General features: G+C 54.8%; 16 protein-coding genes and 1 pseudogene. 10 read left to right on the top strand and 7 right to left on the bottom strand.

From position 1 onward, the window contains the following. The first annotated feature begins 69 nt into the window (after positions 1-69). Positions 70-2,277, top strand: a complete 2,208-nt coding sequence (malQ, locus tag OES20_02625; GenBank protein MDH3633576.1) for a 4-alpha-glucanotransferase — start codon at positions 70-72, stop codon at positions 2,275-2,277. Positions 2,278-2,401: 124 nt separating this feature from the next. After that, a complete protein-coding gene (gene arfB / locus OES20_02620; GenBank protein ID MDH3633575.1) occupies positions 2,402-2,818 on the top strand; it encodes an alternative ribosome rescue aminoacyl-tRNA hydrolase ArfB in 417 nt (138 codons plus the stop codon). A 54-nt stretch (positions 2,819-2,872) separates the two neighbouring features. On the opposite strand, the gene OES20_02615 is transcribed toward arfB, so the two are convergent. Further along, the gene (locus OES20_02615) at positions 2,873-3,463 is read right to left on the bottom strand and encodes a LysE family transporter (protein ID MDH3633574.1); all 591 of its coding nucleotides are present in this window, start codon (positions 3,461-3,463) and stop codon (positions 2,873-2,875) included. A 68-nt stretch (positions 3,464-3,531) separates the two neighbouring features. On the opposite strand from OES20_02615, the gene OES20_02610 reads away from it, so the two are divergent. Both OES20_02610 and OES20_02605 read left to right on the top strand, forming a co-directional pair. Next, entirely contained in the window at positions 3,532-5,388 is a 1,857-nt protein-coding gene (locus tag OES20_02610; GenBank protein ID MDH3633573.1) for a S8/S53 family peptidase, read from the top strand. Positions 5,389-5,465: 77 nt separating this feature from the next. Next, positions 5,466-6,326 carry a DUF1989 domain-containing protein gene (locus OES20_02605; protein MDH3633572.1) on the top strand — a complete coding sequence of 287 codons (861 nt, stop codon included), beginning with the start codon at positions 5,466-5,468 and terminating at the stop codon, positions 6,324-6,326. Between the two features lie 24 nt (positions 6,327-6,350). On the opposite strand, the gene OES20_02600 is transcribed toward OES20_02605, so the two are convergent. Then, the gene (locus OES20_02600) at positions 6,351-7,271 is read right to left on the bottom strand and encodes a zinc metallopeptidase (protein MDH3633571.1); all 921 of its coding nucleotides are present in this window, start codon (positions 7,269-7,271) and stop codon (positions 6,351-6,353) included. A 142-nt stretch (positions 7,272-7,413) separates the two neighbouring features. On the opposite strand from OES20_02600, the gene OES20_02595 reads away from it, so the two are divergent. After that, complete coding sequence (locus OES20_02595) at positions 7,414-7,743, top strand: YegP family protein (protein ID MDH3633570.1); 330 nt, start codon at positions 7,414-7,416, stop codon at positions 7,741-7,743. A gap of 23 nt (positions 7,744-7,766) precedes the next feature. Here OES20_02595 and OES20_02590 read toward each other — a convergent pair. Next, positions 7,767-8,094: pseudogene (locus tag OES20_02590) on the bottom strand (DUF1330 domain-containing protein). Between the two features lie 145 nt (positions 8,095-8,239). On the opposite strand from OES20_02590, the gene nhaA reads away from it, so the two are divergent. From nhaA to OES20_02575, 3 genes are all read left to right on the top strand, one after another. Further along, positions 8,240-9,448 (top strand): Na+/H+ antiporter NhaA, encoded by a 1,209-nt coding sequence (gene nhaA, locus OES20_02585; protein ID MDH3633569.1) that lies wholly within the window; start codon positions 8,240-8,242, stop codon positions 9,446-9,448. Between the two features lie 199 nt (positions 9,449-9,647). Continuing rightward, complete coding sequence (locus OES20_02580) at positions 9,648-9,989, top strand: 4a-hydroxytetrahydrobiopterin dehydratase (GenBank protein MDH3633568.1); 342 nt, start codon at positions 9,648-9,650, stop codon at positions 9,987-9,989. Beyond that, the gene (locus tag OES20_02575; protein MDH3633567.1) at positions 9,979-10,800 is read left to right on the top strand and encodes a hypothetical protein; all 822 of its coding nucleotides are present in this window, start codon (positions 9,979-9,981) and stop codon (positions 10,798-10,800) included. Before OES20_02580 ends, OES20_02575 begins: the two co-directional genes overlap by 11 nt. A gap of 7 nt (positions 10,801-10,807) precedes the next feature. On the opposite strand, the gene OES20_02570 is transcribed toward OES20_02575, so the two are convergent. Both OES20_02570 and OES20_02565 read right to left on the bottom strand, forming a co-directional pair. Further along, positions 10,808-11,572, bottom strand: a complete 765-nt coding sequence (locus OES20_02570; protein MDH3633566.1) for an SDR family oxidoreductase — start codon at positions 11,570-11,572, stop codon at positions 10,808-10,810. Beyond that, positions 11,556-13,082 carry an acyl--CoA ligase gene (locus tag OES20_02565; GenBank protein MDH3633565.1) on the bottom strand — a complete coding sequence of 509 codons (1,527 nt, stop codon included), beginning with the start codon at positions 13,080-13,082 and terminating at the stop codon, positions 11,556-11,558. Before OES20_02565 ends, OES20_02570 begins: the two co-directional genes overlap by 17 nt. A 137-nt stretch (positions 13,083-13,219) precedes the next feature. On the opposite strand from OES20_02565, the gene OES20_02560 reads away from it, so the two are divergent. Both OES20_02560 and OES20_02555 read left to right on the top strand, forming a co-directional pair. Beyond that, positions 13,220-13,834 (top strand): flavodoxin family protein, encoded by a 615-nt coding sequence (locus OES20_02560; protein ID MDH3633564.1) that lies wholly within the window; start codon positions 13,220-13,222, stop codon positions 13,832-13,834. Positions 13,835-13,928: 94 nt separating this feature from the next. Then, positions 13,929-14,480: a DUF3750 domain-containing protein gene (locus tag OES20_02555; GenBank protein MDH3633563.1), complete on the top strand. Its 552-nt coding sequence runs from the start codon at positions 13,929-13,931 to the stop codon at positions 14,478-14,480. 1 nt (position 14,481) lies between these two features. Here OES20_02555 and OES20_02550 read toward each other — a convergent pair whose 3' ends face one another. Then, positions 14,482-14,838: a nuclear transport factor 2 family protein gene (locus OES20_02550; GenBank protein MDH3633562.1), complete on the bottom strand. Its 357-nt coding sequence runs from the start codon at positions 14,836-14,838 to the stop codon at positions 14,482-14,484. Then, on the bottom strand, positions 14,835-15,464 hold the full coding sequence (locus tag OES20_02545) for an alpha-ketoglutarate-dependent dioxygenase AlkB (GenBank protein ID MDH3633561.1): 630 nt from the start codon (positions 15,462-15,464) through the stop codon (positions 14,835-14,837). The genes OES20_02550 and OES20_02545 overlap by 4 nt, the downstream gene beginning before the upstream one ends. Positions 15,465-15,532: the final 68 nt, after the last annotated feature.

Genomic DNA, 15,532 nt, shown 5'->3' with positions numbered 1-15,532 from the left:
TTAACATGAAAACTTCAAAATCCAGTTGCAGTAAAAATTTACCCGCCATGAAAACAGGTTAAATTTTCGATGTCGATTACCGACTACGAAGGACTCGATGCGCTTTGCGTCGCCAGCGGTATCGCACTCGATTACCGCGATATTCGTGGCCAGCTTCATGCGCCCGGCGTCGGCGTAAAAAAAACCCTGCTCGAGGCAATGCACTTGCCGTTAGACAACGATGACGATATTGAACGTAATCTTCGCGAAATCGAATCCCGACAATGGCGGCACGTTACCGCGGCAGTGTTGGTTCACCGACAGAGCGTTGCGCCCAGCCGCTTGACCCTGATCCTTAACGAAATTGAGGCAGCATCGCCCATCGGCTGGGAATTGTGCGAGGAATCGGGTCGACGCGTCCACGGCAACTGGGTGCTTAACCAACAGGATAGTGTCGGTGAAACGGTATTTGATGGGGCTCGATTGATGCGTTTCGAAGTGACCCTTCCGGAGTTCGACAACCTGGGTTATCACCAGCTAAACATCGAGACGGCTGGCGGTCGGCGCGCGCATTCCACTCTCATTGTCGCGCCCGACACCTGCTATCGACCACCCGAACTGGTTGAGGGTAAAAAAATATGGGGTGTTGGTGTCCAGCTATTTTCACTGCGATCAAAGCGCAATTGGGGTATTGGCGATTTTACCGACCTGCATTCACTCATCGAGATGCTTGCCCCGCTCGGGGTCAACGTGCTCGGTCTGAACCCGCTGCACACGTTGTTCTCGCAGCTCCCTGAAAAAGCAAGCCCTTATAGTCCGTCAAGTCGTGACTTCCTCAATCCTGTTTACCTGGATATCGAGGTCGTCGATGAGTTTAAACATGATATTGAAACACGACAGCGCGTAGCAACCGGGGAATTCCAGGCCATCCTGCAAGAATTACGCGAACTCGAGTTGATCGATTATGGCAAGGTATGGGCCGCCAAACTAAATGTCTTGGAATCGCTCTACCACGCGTTCAAACAACAGGGCCGGGATTCCGACTCGGAACGGTTTAAAGCCTTCGGTCAATTTCAGCAGGACGGGGGAACCGAGCTCTACAAGTTCGCCCTATTCGAAGCTTTGCAGGCATTTTTTCTGCAGCAAAATGCCGATATCGACAGGTGGCAGAAATGGCCCGAAGCCTTCCGAGATCCGGGCTCAGAGACGGTAGCCGTATGGGCTGCTGAGCGTGGCGATAAAATCGAGTTTCACCAGTACCTGCAGTGGAACGCTGAGCTGCAGCTGGCTGCGGTCCATGAAAAATGTAAGGCACTGGGTATGTGCATCGGCATTTACCGTGACCTTGCGGTCGGCATTGAAAAATCTTCGGCACAGAGTTGGGCGCATCAGCCGAGTTATGCGCCGGGTATGGGTGTTGGTGCGCCCCCCGACGATTTTAATCTGAAGGGACAAAACTGGGATCTACCACCACCGCAGCCCAAAGCGCTTGGCGATCAGGCTTACCGGTCGTTTATTCATACCTTGCGCGCCAACATGCGTCATGCCGGTGCGCTCCGGATCGACCATATCATGGGATTGATGCGCTTGTTCTGGGTGCCACCGGAATGCTCGCCCCACGAGGGCACCTATGTTTCTTACCCGTTTTCGGACTTGCTCGGAATTCTTGCGCTCGAAAGCCTGCGTAATCACTGTCTTATCATCGGCGAAGACCTGGGGACCGTTCCGGACGATGTTCGTCATGCGCTTGAAATCAATAAAATATTTTCCTATCGAGTGCTTTATTTCGAAAAAGACTGGCAGCGTGGAACCATCAGGCCGCCGGCAGACTATCCACGCGATGCGCTTTGTACCTCGGGCTCGCACGACCTACCAACGCTGCGCGGCTTCTGGCAGGGATCCGATCTGGATTTACGCGATCAACTCGATTTATATCCGTCTGGCGATTTCCGAAACCAACAGCGGCAAATCCGTCAGCAGGACCGCGATCAAATCCTGGCGGCGCTGCGACGGGAAAGCCTGGTCGCTGATGAAGCGACAAGTCAATATCATGGTGCTGAGGACTTTAACGACGAACTGGCCCAATCGATACAGCGCTATCTCGCACGATCGCAGTCAATGTTGTTAATGGTTCAACTCGAAGACCTGTTGTCCGAAGCAAACCAGGTCAACGTGCCCGGCACCATCGATGAGTATCCCAACTGGCGCCGCAAGTTATCGCTTAACCTGGAAGACTGGCCAGACCGGCTCGACCTCGAGGGATTTGCGCACGTCATCAACTCCGATCGCAATGCCTGAGAACATTTCCGTCATTCCGGGCAGGTGCGGCGAAACCCGGAATATCGTTAGCGCATCTGGTTTTGCGGTTTCGGATTTGATCGGGTAGCCTGAAGCCCTCCAGTTTGCCGACTCTATTACGCCCGTGCTGCAAATCTCACGCAACGTTTCGATCCCCGACGATGAAATCGAACTGTCGGCGATCCGCGCACAGGGGGCCGGCGGGCAGAACGTCAATAAGGTCTCGTCGGCGATTCATCTGCGCTTCGATATCCGTGCGTCATCGTTACCCGATTTTTACAAGAAAAGATTAATGGGCCTGCGCGATCGACGAATCAGCAAGGACGGCGTCGTGATTATCAAGGCGCAGCAATTCCGGACCCAGGAGAAAAATCGTCGGGCCGCACTTGAGCGACTGCAGGATCTGGTTAAAGCGGTAGCCGTGGTGCAAAAGGCGAGAAAGCCAACCAAGCCATCAAAAAGCTCACAACGAAAACGCCTGGACAGCAAAACTCAGCGCGGCAGGACAAAGCAACTGCGTGGCAAAGTTCCTGATCAATAGCAGCTTGAAGTCAAATGTTTTATTGACCTGGTTGATCCAGTAGAAGTGTAAAGGCTAAACCAACGATATTATTGCAAGCCCGACGACAATCACCATTGCGATCGCCATCGCGCAATTGATACGGAAATGAGTCTGTGGGCTGAGGTCCAGCTGGTTCACGATATTGCCGGCGGCGAGCCAGACCAGGTGAATCGGTACCCAGATCAGGTTGATTACCAGGAACTTGACCAGCGTTTCGGTGAGCAGCGAACCCGGATACAGTACGAAGCCGGTGAACCAGGTCATGTTCACGGCGTAGGCTTTGGGATTGATTAACTGCAGCAGCAGGCCGGCACCAAGCCCCGGTTTTTCATCCGCGTGAATGAACGCTATTTTTTTGCCGGCAAAAGCGATGCGTGCGGCAAGATACAGCAGGTAAATCGCCGATGCGACCAGTAGCGTGTTCCGCGCCCAGGGTGTAGCCAGGATAATGGCTGCAAGCCCCGAGACCACGATCAGCGCCACCAGGTTGGTGCCGATAAAAAGGCCGGTGACGTAGCGCAGGCCAGCGTTAAATCCAAATGCGGCGCCGACGCCGGCGGTCGATAAAACCCCCGGTCCGGGCGTGACCAGCAATAGCAGTACGGCGAGGCAGAAGGCGATCATGGGTCGGGATTCTACCGCATGCAAGTTTTGATTGGACTAGTTAAGCGTTACTCGCGCAAAATGTATCAATGAAGTTCCATCGCATTCCTGTCGGCTTGTTGCTGGTTTTTGCCACTGTGGCAGCAAGTGGGTGGCAATCCGGTAACCTGCTCGAGTTTGCGACTGCAACCTGCCAGGACTGGGATGGTACCGCTGGGCCCGCGCCGGGATTTGCAAATGGCGCTGTCGTAGAGTCCGAGATCAGGTTTCGTGAAACGACGGTGGGCACGCGCTATCGATTCGAGGTCGATGACAATGCCCGGGTAGAACTCGATGTTATTGTACGTGCAGGTCAGCAACGTTTTGTCAGTTCGCTGTTTGGCGAGTTTGGTGATCCGCTGGTGCTGTTGTCCCTGGATGCTGATTGCGATTTGCAGGTCGCGCGCAGGATAAACTATAACGAACACGGCCAGGCGATTAATATCGATACGCTGGATGTGGCGCTTGAACCCAGGGGCGAACCGGACTGGTTGAATCCACCGCTGCAACTGCTTGAGCGCAAACCGGGCAAGCCTTTAAAACACCCGGGTAATGCGACACCAGTACGGGTCGGCATGGTCGATTCAGGCGTTAATTATCGATTACCGGAAATCAATCAGCGTCTCGCCAGGGACGCTGACGGGCAACTGGTTGGTTACGATTTCTGGGACATGGATGATCTGCCCTACGATGCGCACCCGGTTAATTCCGGGTTCTTCCTGCAGCGCCATGGTACCCGCACCGCGTCGCTGCTGCTACGCGAAGCACCGGCTGTCGAACTGGTGCCGTATCGCTATCCGAGGCCCGACATGTCGCGCATGCAGGCACTGGTGGAGCACGCCGTGGAAAACCAGGTCTTCGTCCTCGGTATGCCGCTCGGCAGCAACCGGCTCGCAGACTGGGGTAGTTTCGAGCGTGCTGCACGCGACCATCCAGAGATGTTGTTTATCGTTTCGGCGGGTAACGACGGGCGCGATATCGACGAGCGCCCGGTTTACCCGGCCGCGCTCGACCTGGATAACCTGGTCGTGGTGACATCCGCGGATGATTTCGTGCAGCCCGCTGAACGCACCAACTGGGGCCGGATTTCGGTCGACTACCTGGTACCGGCGGAACGACTGGCGGCACTTGACTACTCCGGTAGCGAGACACGCGTCTCCGGGTCGAGCTATGCCGTAGCGCGTGTGACCGCGCTGGCCGCCCGACTCAAGGCGACCCACCCGCAATGGAATGCAACCGATATCAAGCGTGAACTCCGTAACCGCTATGGCAACAGCAGCCCGGGTGCGCGCGATTGGGTTAGTACCGGTTATATCGCCGACCCGCTCGCCGGTGCAGCGGTGCTTAAGCAACCGCTCCCGGATCTCAACCTGCCCCGGGCGGAGACGGGCTTTGGCCTGGCGCTTGATGTGGTGGTGCTCGATTCGCGCTGGGTGCAACAACGGGTAGGGCAGGCCGTGCGGCAGGCATATGAAATCCTTGCGCAGTGCGCCATCGTTGCAGGCGAAGTATCGATTTATGCTGTCGAGGCAGAAGACTACCTGCGTGATTTGTCGACCGGCAGCGCGCGCACGCTGCTGGAAGCCGTCGACGGTGAACGCGTTACGGTCGTGTTTGCGCGCGATACCCGCATGCAGGCAGCATTTGATGGCGAGGCTTTCGGTCCTGGTAATACGCGCATGCGTCCCTGGCTGGCCCCGAGTGTGTGGCTGATGCTCGGGGTCGATGACGCCGGGATCGCGCTTGCGCACGAGCTTTACCACGTCATTGCCAACAACGGTGAGCACGTCGAGGGCGTTGCCAACCTGATGCAGGGACGCACGCGTCCCGAAAGCCTGGAACTGACCCCGGCGCAGTGCGCGCTTGCGCAGGCCAACGGCGTTACAAATGGTGTGTTGCAGGATTGACCCGGCCTTTAGCGGGAGACCGGCTAATCGGGTTGCAGTAAACTGGACACTGCTTCGAATTTACCCAAGGCAGTAAAATGACTCAAATTACGCCCCATGAACCCCCGACAGATGTGGCAGAGCGTCGTGCCGCAAAACCCCTGGTCTGTTACCAGGTTGACCAGTTGCCCGATTCAAACCTGGTGCTTTACCAACAGGCGCGTACAACGATTAAAAAGGTTGCCGAGATCACGGTACCACCACGAGATGGCGCATGCTTCGAGGTACCGGCCGGTTCCTTTTTCCGCATCATCAGTATCGAGGGTCCGCAGGTGGGTGATCTCAATCTGTGGAATGCCCATGATCTCTCCGAGCGTTTCTTCAGTGGTAAAACCCGGCAACTGCACGCTACCCACGTCAGTACCGGCGATCGCCTGTGGAGCACCTTGCCAGGGTTACGCCCGATGGCGACGATCACCTGGGATACGCTTGACTGGTACGGTTGGGATGAAGACGGTGGCGGGGTGCATGACGTGATCGGTACACGTTGCGACCCCTATACCAACTACATGCTCAAGGGCGTCGATTACCACCATTGTTGTCACTCAAACCTGACGCGGGCGCTTGTTGCTGAGAGAAACCTGCCGCCTGGCGAAGCCGAGTTGCATGTGCATGACGTCATGAATGTTTTCATGTGCACCGGGTTCACGCGTGATACGCACCAGTATTTCATGAAGGCAAGCCCGGTGCGCCCGGGCGATTTTATCGAGTTCTTTGCCGAGATCGATTTACTTGGCGCGTTGTCCACCTGTCCCGGCGGCGACTGCGGCAGCAGTCATTCCGATGACAGCACAGCCTGTTACCCGCTCAAGGTGGAAATTTATGAACCGGTTGCGGAGTCGCTGCAGGGTTGGACATCACCCGAACGCAGCGCTTATTCGGGCACCCACGGGCTCTAGCCGCGAGCGAAATTTTACTGACTTCTATAGCTTACCTGCGGCAAACGTATCGCATGCCGCCAGCGTGCCTTCTGACAGACCCTTCCTGAACCAGGTCACGCGTTGCTTTGAGCTGCCATGGGTAAACGAATCGGGCGTTACATAACCCCGCGCCTGCTTTTGCAGGCGATCGTCACCAATTGCACTGGCCGCGGCGAGTCCTTCCTCAATGTCCCCCGATTCCAGGATTTGTCGCGAACGCCGGGCGTCATGGGCCCAGATTCCCGCGAAACAATCAGCCTGCAGTTCCTGTTTGACCGACATGCGATTCGCCTCGACCTTGCTCAGCGATTGTCTGGCCCGTTGCACTTTTTGTGAAATACCCATCAGGGTCTGCACATGATGGCCGATTTCGTGCGCAATGACGTAGGCTTGCGCAAAATCTCCAGGGGCTCCGAGCCGGCTTCTAAGTTCATCAAAAAAGCTAAGGTCGATATAGACCTTGCGATCGCCCGGGCAATAGAAAGGGCCAACCTGAGCCGAACCGATACCACAGGCAGTCGATACCGCGTCGCGAAACAGGACCAGCTTGGGTTCCTGGTAATTCCCCCCGGCCTGTTTGAACAATCCATTCCAGCTGTCCTCGGTATCGGCAAGTACGGTTGATACAAACTCGACCAGCTCTTTCTCTGTGGCGCTTTGTGTTACCGGTTGATCGGGAGCACCGGTTTGACTGCCTTCAAATCCGCCACCACCCAGGAATTGCTGCAGGTTACCGGTGAAATAAGCGTATCCAACCAGTACTGCGAGTGCAATCAGCGTTCCCTTGAAGCCCAGAACCCGAAATACGAGTGGTAGCAGACGCACGAGACCGCCGCCACCTGCGCCGAAGCGCGCCATTCGCGGAGCACGCATTGCGCGTTTATCCTGGATATTGCTGCTTTGCCGTCGACCACGCCAACGCATACCGGTAACCTTTGCTTAAATTGTTACCCGAAATGTACGTCGTTTGCGCCGGGTTGTGAAGGGCTATATCGCTTGACAGCGACAGTTTCAATTGGCGACTATATCATTTCCAACCTTAACCAAAAAAACTGAAGGAGACGACATGGCTGGGAAATTTGAAATCTATAAAGATAGAGGCGGTAAACACCGCTTTCGACTCAAGGCGGGTAACGGCGAAATTATCCTCACGAGTCAGGGTTACAGTGCAAAACGCGGCTGCGCGAACGGTATTGAATCGGTGCGTAAAAATGCCGCCAGTGCCGCTAATTTCGAGAAAAAAGAAAGTGGCAGCAATAAGTTCATGTTCAATTTGAAAGCTGCAAACAAGCAGGTTATTGGTACCAGCCAATCCTATACCAGTTCATCCGGACGGGACAATGGCATCCGCTCAGTACAAAGAAGTGCACCTGGTGCCAAGGTCGTAGAGGCCTGAGTCGATAGCTAACTGAGCAGTGCCTAGCCCGGCGGGTGGTAAGGCACTCCTTGAGCGAGGTCGGTATCGTCGATCATGTAAAAGTTGCTGTCGGTACCCTCCTGCCGGGCCTTGGCAAAAGGTGCGTAGTCCGGATCGTTAACAAAGGCCTTGGCCGCATCTACCGTGGGAAACTCGACCAGAGCGATTACCGTGACGTCCGGCAGTTCGCCTTCGATCGGGGTAATATTACCGCTGCGTGAAAGGTATTTTCCGCCGTGTTTGTGCACGATATCGTGTACTTTATTGTGCATACTAGGGAATCCAGGAATCGTCGTTCACTTTGACATTGGCAATCAGGTAAGCGCTCATAATCTCTCCTCTTTTGATTGGCGGTCATGATGATACGATCCTTGCGAGACAAGCTGAATGACCCGAAGGAACATTGGACTGGCTTTAAAGAGCCGGGGATATCCCCATTTAAGGCCCAATCGTTAAACCATCTGTCACCGCCTACATGAATATTACCGTAGATAATGCGACCTCGCCGATCGTGAATACCGTCCGCGACTTTATGAAGCTGGAATCGGCCGGCGGTATCCTGCTGTTGATCGCGGCCGTTGTCGCGCTGATCGTCGCCAATTCCCCGCTAGCCGTTTTCTATAGCGAGCTTCTGGATACCACGGTGGCGGTGCAGGTTGGCGCGCTGTCGATTAACAAGCCGCTGTTGCTGTGGATTAACGATGGTTTAATGGCCGTATTCTTCTTCCTGATCGGGCTCGAGATCAAGCGCGAGATCATGGAAGGGGAACTGTCATCGTTCTCGCAGATCATCCTGCCGGGCATGGGTGCACTCGGCGGTATGATTGTGCCTGCCGTGATCTACGCCTGGATGAATTGGGGCGATTCGGTTGCGCTCGACGGGTGGGCAATTCCGGTCGCTACCGATATTGCGTTTGCGCTGGCATTACTCGGCGTCTTTGGTAGCCGCGTGCCAATCGCACTCAAGGTTTTCCTGCTGACGCTGGCGATTTTCGACGACCTCGCGGCCATTGTCATTATCGCGTTATTTTATTCTGGTGACCTGGCATTATCATCATTGCTGGTGGCCATTGTGGCGCTGGCTATCGGCATCACCATGAACCGTTTGGGCGTGACCCGGACCTCGAGTTATATACTGCTCGGCATCGTGCTCTGGATTGCGGTATTGAAATCAGGCGTTCATGCAACATTGGCCGGGGTGCTGATTGCTTTTTGCGTACCCATGCGCGATCGACAGGGGCAATCACCATTGTGCAAACTTGAACACGATTTGCATGGCCCGGTGGCGTTTGCCATCTTGCCGATCTTTGCATTTGCCAATGCGGGATTATCGCTCGCCGGCATGTCGATGGCCGACCTGGCACACCCGGTTACGCTGGGCGTGATTCTGGGCTTGCTCCTCGGTAAACCCCTCGGCATTCTGGGTTTCGTCGGGCTTGCAGTCGTGCTGCGCCTGGTTCAATTGCCGAGTAATATCAGCTGGATGCAAATTCTCGGTGTCGCCTTTGCCTGTGGTATCGGTTTTACCATGAGCCTTTTTATCGCAGGCCTGGCGTTTGAACATGGCAGCGGTGACTATTTTAGCGGGGATCGACTCGGTATCCTGGTGGGCTCGATTCTGTCGGCCCTGGTGGCTTACGTACTGTTGCAGCTGAGCCTGCCTGAATCTGCAAACGAGGATTGAGACGCGCCTGCACGGTATCCAGTTCTGGATGGCATTGCCATCGTATTAGGCCTTCAATTTACGATTCGTTACAATACGCCATATAGTGCGATGGGATCCAGTGCAGACGTTCTGAGAGTTTGGATGCCATTGGTCGGATTTCAGAATTTGTATTGCGACCAGACCGTAGTCGAGAAAATCATGAAAGGAGGAATACCGAATGTTTGATTTAAGTAAGCAGAGCTGCGAAGCCTGTCGTGCGGATGCACCCAAAGTCAGCGATGAAGAACTCAAGGCATTGATGCCTAATATTCCCGACTGGAGCGTCGTTGTGGTCGATGGCATTATGCAGCTCGCGCGCGAGTTCGAGTTCAGGAATTTCGAGCAGGCGATCGCCTTCACCAACCGTGTCGGAGAAATTGCCGAAGCTGAGGATCACCACCCCGCAATATTAACCGAGTGGGGCAAGGTTACCGTGACCTGGTGGAGCCACAAGATCAGGGGTTTACATAAAAATGACCTGATCATGGCGGCGCGCACGGACGAGGTCTATGAGGTTTAACAGTAAAACGCTGATCTCGATATTCATTGTTTTACTGGTAGCACTATCGAGCACAAGGGTACTCGATGACTATGTTGATGATTACACCACTGAGTCCATCACCAATGCGGCGATAACCTACGCTACCGCGCGGGGTATCAATGCACTGGTATCGATGATTCAGAGCAGCGGCGTCGAGGCGGGTATCGGTGTGGTATCGGGGTCGATAACGATTGGTGAATTGCTCGATCCGCTAAACGACATGATCGAGCGCTTTTCGACGGTCATGACCTGGGTTCTGGCTTCGTTGGCGGCCCAGAAGGTATTGCTGCTGCTCGCCTCGCACGAATTGTTCCTTTACCTGGTTGCCGTGCTGGGTCTGTCGACATTGTTATTACTGTTCTACGGACCACCACGGGCACAGAACCTTTTTTTCAAATTATTCCTGGTGGTGGTCTTTGTTCGCTTTGCACTGGGCATGGCCGTGGCGCTTAACAGCGGTGTTGACTACCTGTTTATCGATCAGCAGCGCCAGGTCAACGACACCGAGATCAGGAACTTTGAATCAAACATCGTCAAAATCGATTCCGATAGAGAATTCGACACCGATAGTATCAGGGAGTCCACGATTGCTTTCTGGCAAAGCCTGAGCCTGAGTGAGCTTAATCGCAGGATTAGCCGTGGCATCGAAAATTTTATCAACCTGGTTGCAATTTACCTGCTCAAGTCGATCCTGTTTCCACTGGGCTTTTTCTATGCCGCGATTTTTGTCGTCAGGCAATTATGGCGAATCGAGTTAAATCCCGCGCGGTTGCCCGGGCCCGGAATATAGCGCGGCTTTACAATCGCAGACCACCGTCGAGTTCGACGATGCGACCACTGAAGTAATCGTTTTCTATGATGAACTGGACCGCGTGCGCGAGTTCCTCGACGCTGCCGGTGCGATTCAGTGGCACCGCGCTGGTGATGCGTTCATGTGCTTCCGGTTTCAACGAGGCTACCATCTCGGTTTCGAATACGCCCGGTGCGATTGCCGCGCTGCGAATTTTATAGCGCGCCAGTTCTCGCGCCCAGGTGGTGGTAAGTGCAGCTACGCCGGCCTTGGCGGCGGCGTAGTTCGATTGCCCGATATTGCCGGCCCGGCTAATGCTGGAAATATTGATGATGACGCCGCCTTTTTCATTGCGGATCATGCTGGTCGCGGCTTCGCGACCGCACAGGAACACGCCGGTCAGATTGATATCGATGACCTGCTGCCACTGCTCCAGTGACAGGCGTTCGACGATCTCGCCATCCTTGACCTTGATCAGCATGCCGTCGCGCAGGATGCCGGCATTATTGACGAGGCCGGTGATCGGCCCGAGGTGTTCCTCGATCGAAGCAAAACAACGCCGCACGCTGGTCTCGTCTGCAACATCGCAGGTAAACGCGTAACTGTCGGCGGTACCTTCACGCTTGCACGCAACGAGCGTCTCATCGAGACGCTCGGCGTTAACATCGAGCAGGGCGAGTTTTGCGCCCTGTCTGGCGAGTGTGATACTGATCGATTCACCGAGTCCCTGTGCGGCCCCGGTGATAACAAAGGTATTATTTTCGATTTTCAAGATAGTGGTCCCTGAGTTCGTTTTTAAGGGTTTTGCCGGCGACGTTACGCGGCATCTGGTCAACAACCAGCACATCCGAGACTTTCTGGAAACGCGCTTCGACCCGGCTGTTGATCCATTCCCGCAAGGCATCCGCGTCGAGTTTAGCATCTGCCTGCAATACGACCGCGGCAATCGGGGTTTCGCCCCATTTTTCGGATTCGATGCCGAAAACCGCGACTTCCAGAACCTGTTCGTGGGCGCTGGCGATTTCCTCGATGTCCTGTGGGTAGACGTTAACACCACCGGAAATGATCAATTCCTTTTTTCTGCCCGCGAGGTACAGAAATCCATTTTCGTCGAGGTAACCGAGATCGCCACTATATAACCAGCCATCGCGGAAGGTTTCGCGGGTCAGTTGCGGTTGTTTGTAATAACCCGACGACAGCGCCGGGCCGCGGCCGACGATTTCGCCGATTTTGCCGGGACCCAGATCCTGGCCGTCGTTACCGACGATACGAATATCGTAACCCGGTGGCGGACATCCGACCGAGCCCGATTGCTGGTTGAAATCGTTGCGGTCCAGGATCGTAACGAAACCCTCGGTCAGCCCGTAGAGTTCGTAAAAACGACCGGGTATCAACGCGTTCACCGCCTGCTTGTAATTTTGCTGTAATGGTGCGCCGATGGTTAGCAGCATTTCCAGCGACTGCATGGTTTGTGCGCTGAAATTTGGACTCTGCAACAGCGCGATGATTTGTGCCGGTACCATCATGATGTGGGTGACCTGCTCGCGGTGCACGGTTTCGATCATCGCCTCGACGTCAAAATGCGGGTGCAGGATATAGCGTGCGCCGAGAAAAAAGCAGGGCATCAGCGTGACAAAAGCACCGTTGAAAACAATTGAACCGGTATGCAGTACCACGCTTTCGGGTGTCATGCGAAACGATGCCGCGAAGTGGCTGCCGTAATGTGAGCGCACCAGGTGACTGTGCATGATCCCCTTGGGTAAGCCGGTCGTACCGCTGCTGTAGACAATATTGAACAGGTCATCCTGCCGCATTTCCGGGTAGGCGGGCGGATTGTCGGAATGGCCAGCTATGAAAGCGGGATAGTCCGTATTTTCGGCTTCTCTGGCGCTGACCCGAATGTAATTTTCTGTGGGGATGTGTTCGATTGCGTCAAGCCGAGATTCGATTTTGTCCATCAACTCAGGCGTTAAAAATAGCAGCTCGACGTCGGCATTATTGAGCAGGTTGACTAAGCCGCCCGCGTTTAGCAACGGACTCAGCGGTACCAGGACCGCACCGACGGAGATCGTGGCCCAGTAAATAACCAACAATTCCATGCTGTTGGGTAGCGCGGTTGCCACCTTGTCATCCTTGCCAATGTCCCGTTCCTGCAATGCGTTGGCCAGCTGATTGACGCGCCCGTTGAAAGCTGACCAGCTCAGCCGCTGGTCGGCAAATATTACCGCCAGGTGATCAGCGCGATAACGCGCATGATGCTCGATTAGCCTTTCAAGAGTGATCGGCAAGTGGTTAGCCCCTCGTTTAAGCACTGATTCTATGCGACTCCGCACGGCATTTCACGACCAAATCCAGCGCTTTTGATTTGTATCAATACGAGGTCATTGCCACGAGCTTAAATTCTTCAACGAGGTTGATGATGACGACGGCTAACAAAATTCTGGTGATTAATGGTTCCTATCGCGACGATGGCATTACCGACCAGGCGGTTGCGGTAGCGATCGCGGCCTTGCACGAGTCGGGTGCACAAACCGAGATTGTTAACCTGCGCGAATACCCGATAGAGTTTTGCCTGAATTGCCGTGAATGTACCCAGCAACCCGGTGCTGCGCCGGGGAAATGTGTGCTCGATGACGGTATGCATGACCTGATCGATAAAATCGAGGCTGCGCAGGGATTCATCCTGGCAGCGCCTACCAACTTCGGCTCGGTAACGGCAATATTCAAACGCTTCATGGAGCGCCTGGTGGCCTATGCCTACTGGCCGTGGGATAAGCCCTTCCCCAAATTTCGAAAAGCCGGGGCGGTGCACAAGAGAGCGATGTTGATTTCATCCAGCGCCGCACCCGCGTTGATGGGGCGGTGGCTATTCGGTTCCAGCAAGCAGCTCCGAATGGCCGCACAAACCATCGGCGCGAAGCCGGTAGGGACATTGTTTACCGGGATGATCAGTAAGGACAAGCACCAGCAGTTACCGCAAAAGACTGTCGATAAGACCAGGGCAATGGTGGCAAAGCTGCTGGCTGCCCGGTAGCTTTCAGGTCCAGAGGATGATGCGATCGGTTGCCGTGCTTCGCGCCGAAAATTCAATTAAAATAAGCTTTTGTGTTTTCAAATCTTGAGTCACCATGCGTTTCGTCAAGCCACTCCTGGTTGTTGTCCTGTTGGGCGGTATTTTAATGAGCGTCTCCGGGCAGGGTGACTGGCGTACCGCCAGCCGTGAGTCAGCGGGGATTGCGCCGGATCCCGCTGTCACCAGCGAGGCGGTTTTGCACGTCTATGGTGCTGATGCCTGGGGCTGGCGAGGCTGGTTCGCGATTCATACCTGGATTGCGGCCAAGCGCAAGGACGAAGACTTTTATACCCTCTATGACGTGGTCGGCTGGCGCGGATACAGCGGGCGAGGGGTCATGGGTATTCACCGCGATATCCCCGACCGGCACTGGTACGGCGCCAGGCCGCGGCTGCTCAAGGCACACCGGGGAGAACAGGCCGAATCGCTGATCGACGCGGTCGACGCGGCGGCCCGGCTATACCCGTGGAAAAAGACTTACCGTGCCTTCCCGGGGCCGAACAGCAACACCTTCACTGCATGGGTTGCACAACAGGTGCCAGAACTCGAGCTTGAGTTACCTTTCTCAGCGATCGGCAGCGGTTTCGTCAATCGCAACCAGCCCTGATCTAGGATGCTTTAACCTCCAGTTTACTGATCAATCCCTGGTCATCGAACTCGATGCGTTCTATTCCCTGTCGCTGCAGGTGTTCGCCTGATATCGCGGCGTTTGCCTGCAGGCTGAAATCGAATGTCACGCGGTTTGAGTCACAACGGAAATTTTCTGCGAGCCAGAATGCGTCCGGGTAAATGTTAAAAAATTCCTGCATCATTTTCCCGATCGCACTCGGTCCGGCGAACTCGCCCAGCGCAGAGGAGGTATAAACCGCTGCATCCGAAAACAAGGGCAATATCAACTCGACCCGGTGTGCATTGGAAAGCGCAACGTACGCCCTGGAGAGCTCTATTGCCTCGATCTCGGTCATTTATCTCGCCGCCCCCGGTTGGAGGAGATGATTGCTCTGAAGGTCAGGTTCAGGCGCGGACCACAGGGCTTTCTTTCCTTGTTGATTCCGTGCCGCCAGTGTTGCTGGGTGTTTCCCTGCATCAGTAGCAGGCTACCCGCAGCTAAGGTCAGCTTGACGGTTTTCAAATCCTTGCGTGATTTATGTTTCAGCAAAAAGTTGCGTTGTTCACCGAGACTGAGCGAGGCGATGGCCGGCCGTCGACCCAGTTCGCGTTCATCGTCGCTGTGCATCCCCATGCTGTCGTTTTGATCACGATAATAATTGAGTAGCACACTGTTGAATGCCTGGTCGGTTAGCGCCTCCACGCGTGTCTTGATATCAAGCAGGGTCGGGGTCCACGGTTCGGGTTCGAGCCTGATGCCGGAATAGCTGTAGGATAAATCACCGTGCCAGGCGCTCAGGCGGGGCTGCAGGTAAGGCTTGCCGTAGACGGTGATTTGTTCCTGGCGCCAGTCGGTGGTATCGATCAATTCCTGCAGCAACGATTCGTAAGATCGACCGAAATCCACCTGCCGCCATAACAGCAGATCGGCGTCGGGCAGGGGTAAATTATCGATTTCAAATTCGTTTAACAGATCGTACATGGCCGTATTATCACGAATTTCGGCACTAGATTGCTTAATTTTTGGTAATTAGTTCATGTGTTGATAAT

It is taken from the genome of Gammaproteobacteria bacterium, from assembly GCA_029862005.1.
Taxonomy (GTDB): Bacteria; Pseudomonadota; Gammaproteobacteria.
The sequence above is the reverse complement of the archived record's forward strand: the minus strand, read 5'-3'. Positions and strand labels throughout refer to the sequence as shown.

What these genes read in the sequence shown, in the direction of transcription:
- malQ (MDH3633576.1), top strand. Translation starts at nt 70, where the DNA reads ATGTCGATTACCGACTACGAAGGACTCGATGCGCTTTGCGTCGCCAGC.
- OES20_02615 (MDH3633574.1), bottom strand. Translation starts at nt 3,463, where the DNA reads ATGATCGCCTTCTGCCTCGCCGTACTGCTATTGCTGGTCACGCCCGGA.
- OES20_02610 (MDH3633573.1), top strand. Translation starts at nt 3,532, where the DNA reads ATGAAGTTCCATCGCATTCCTGTCGGCTTGTTGCTGGTTTTTGCCACT.
- OES20_02605 (MDH3633572.1), top strand. Translation starts at nt 5,466, where the DNA reads ATGACTCAAATTACGCCCCATGAACCCCCGACAGATGTGGCAGAGCGT.
- OES20_02600 (MDH3633571.1), bottom strand. Translation starts at nt 7,271, where the DNA reads ATGCGTTGGCGTGGTCGACGGCAAAGCAGCAATATCCAGGATAAACGC.
- OES20_02595 (MDH3633570.1), top strand. Translation starts at nt 7,414, where the DNA reads ATGGCTGGGAAATTTGAAATCTATAAAGATAGAGGCGGTAAACACCGC.
- nhaA (MDH3633569.1), top strand. Translation starts at nt 8,240, where the DNA reads ATGAATATTACCGTAGATAATGCGACCTCGCCGATCGTGAATACCGTC.
- OES20_02580 (MDH3633568.1), top strand. Translation starts at nt 9,648, where the DNA reads ATGTTTGATTTAAGTAAGCAGAGCTGCGAAGCCTGTCGTGCGGATGCA.
- OES20_02575 (MDH3633567.1), top strand. Translation starts at nt 9,979, where the DNA reads ATGAGGTTTAACAGTAAAACGCTGATCTCGATATTCATTGTTTTACTG.
- OES20_02560 (MDH3633564.1), top strand. Translation starts at nt 13,220, where the DNA reads ATGACGACGGCTAACAAAATTCTGGTGATTAATGGTTCCTATCGCGAC.
- OES20_02555 (MDH3633563.1), top strand. Translation starts at nt 13,929, where the DNA reads ATGCGTTTCGTCAAGCCACTCCTGGTTGTTGTCCTGTTGGGCGGTATT.
- OES20_02550 (MDH3633562.1), bottom strand. Translation starts at nt 14,838, where the DNA reads ATGACCGAGATCGAGGCAATAGAGCTCTCCAGGGCGTACGTTGCGCTT.
- OES20_02545 (MDH3633561.1), bottom strand. Translation starts at nt 15,464, where the DNA reads ATGTACGATCTGTTAAACGAATTTGAAATCGATAATTTACCCCTGCCC.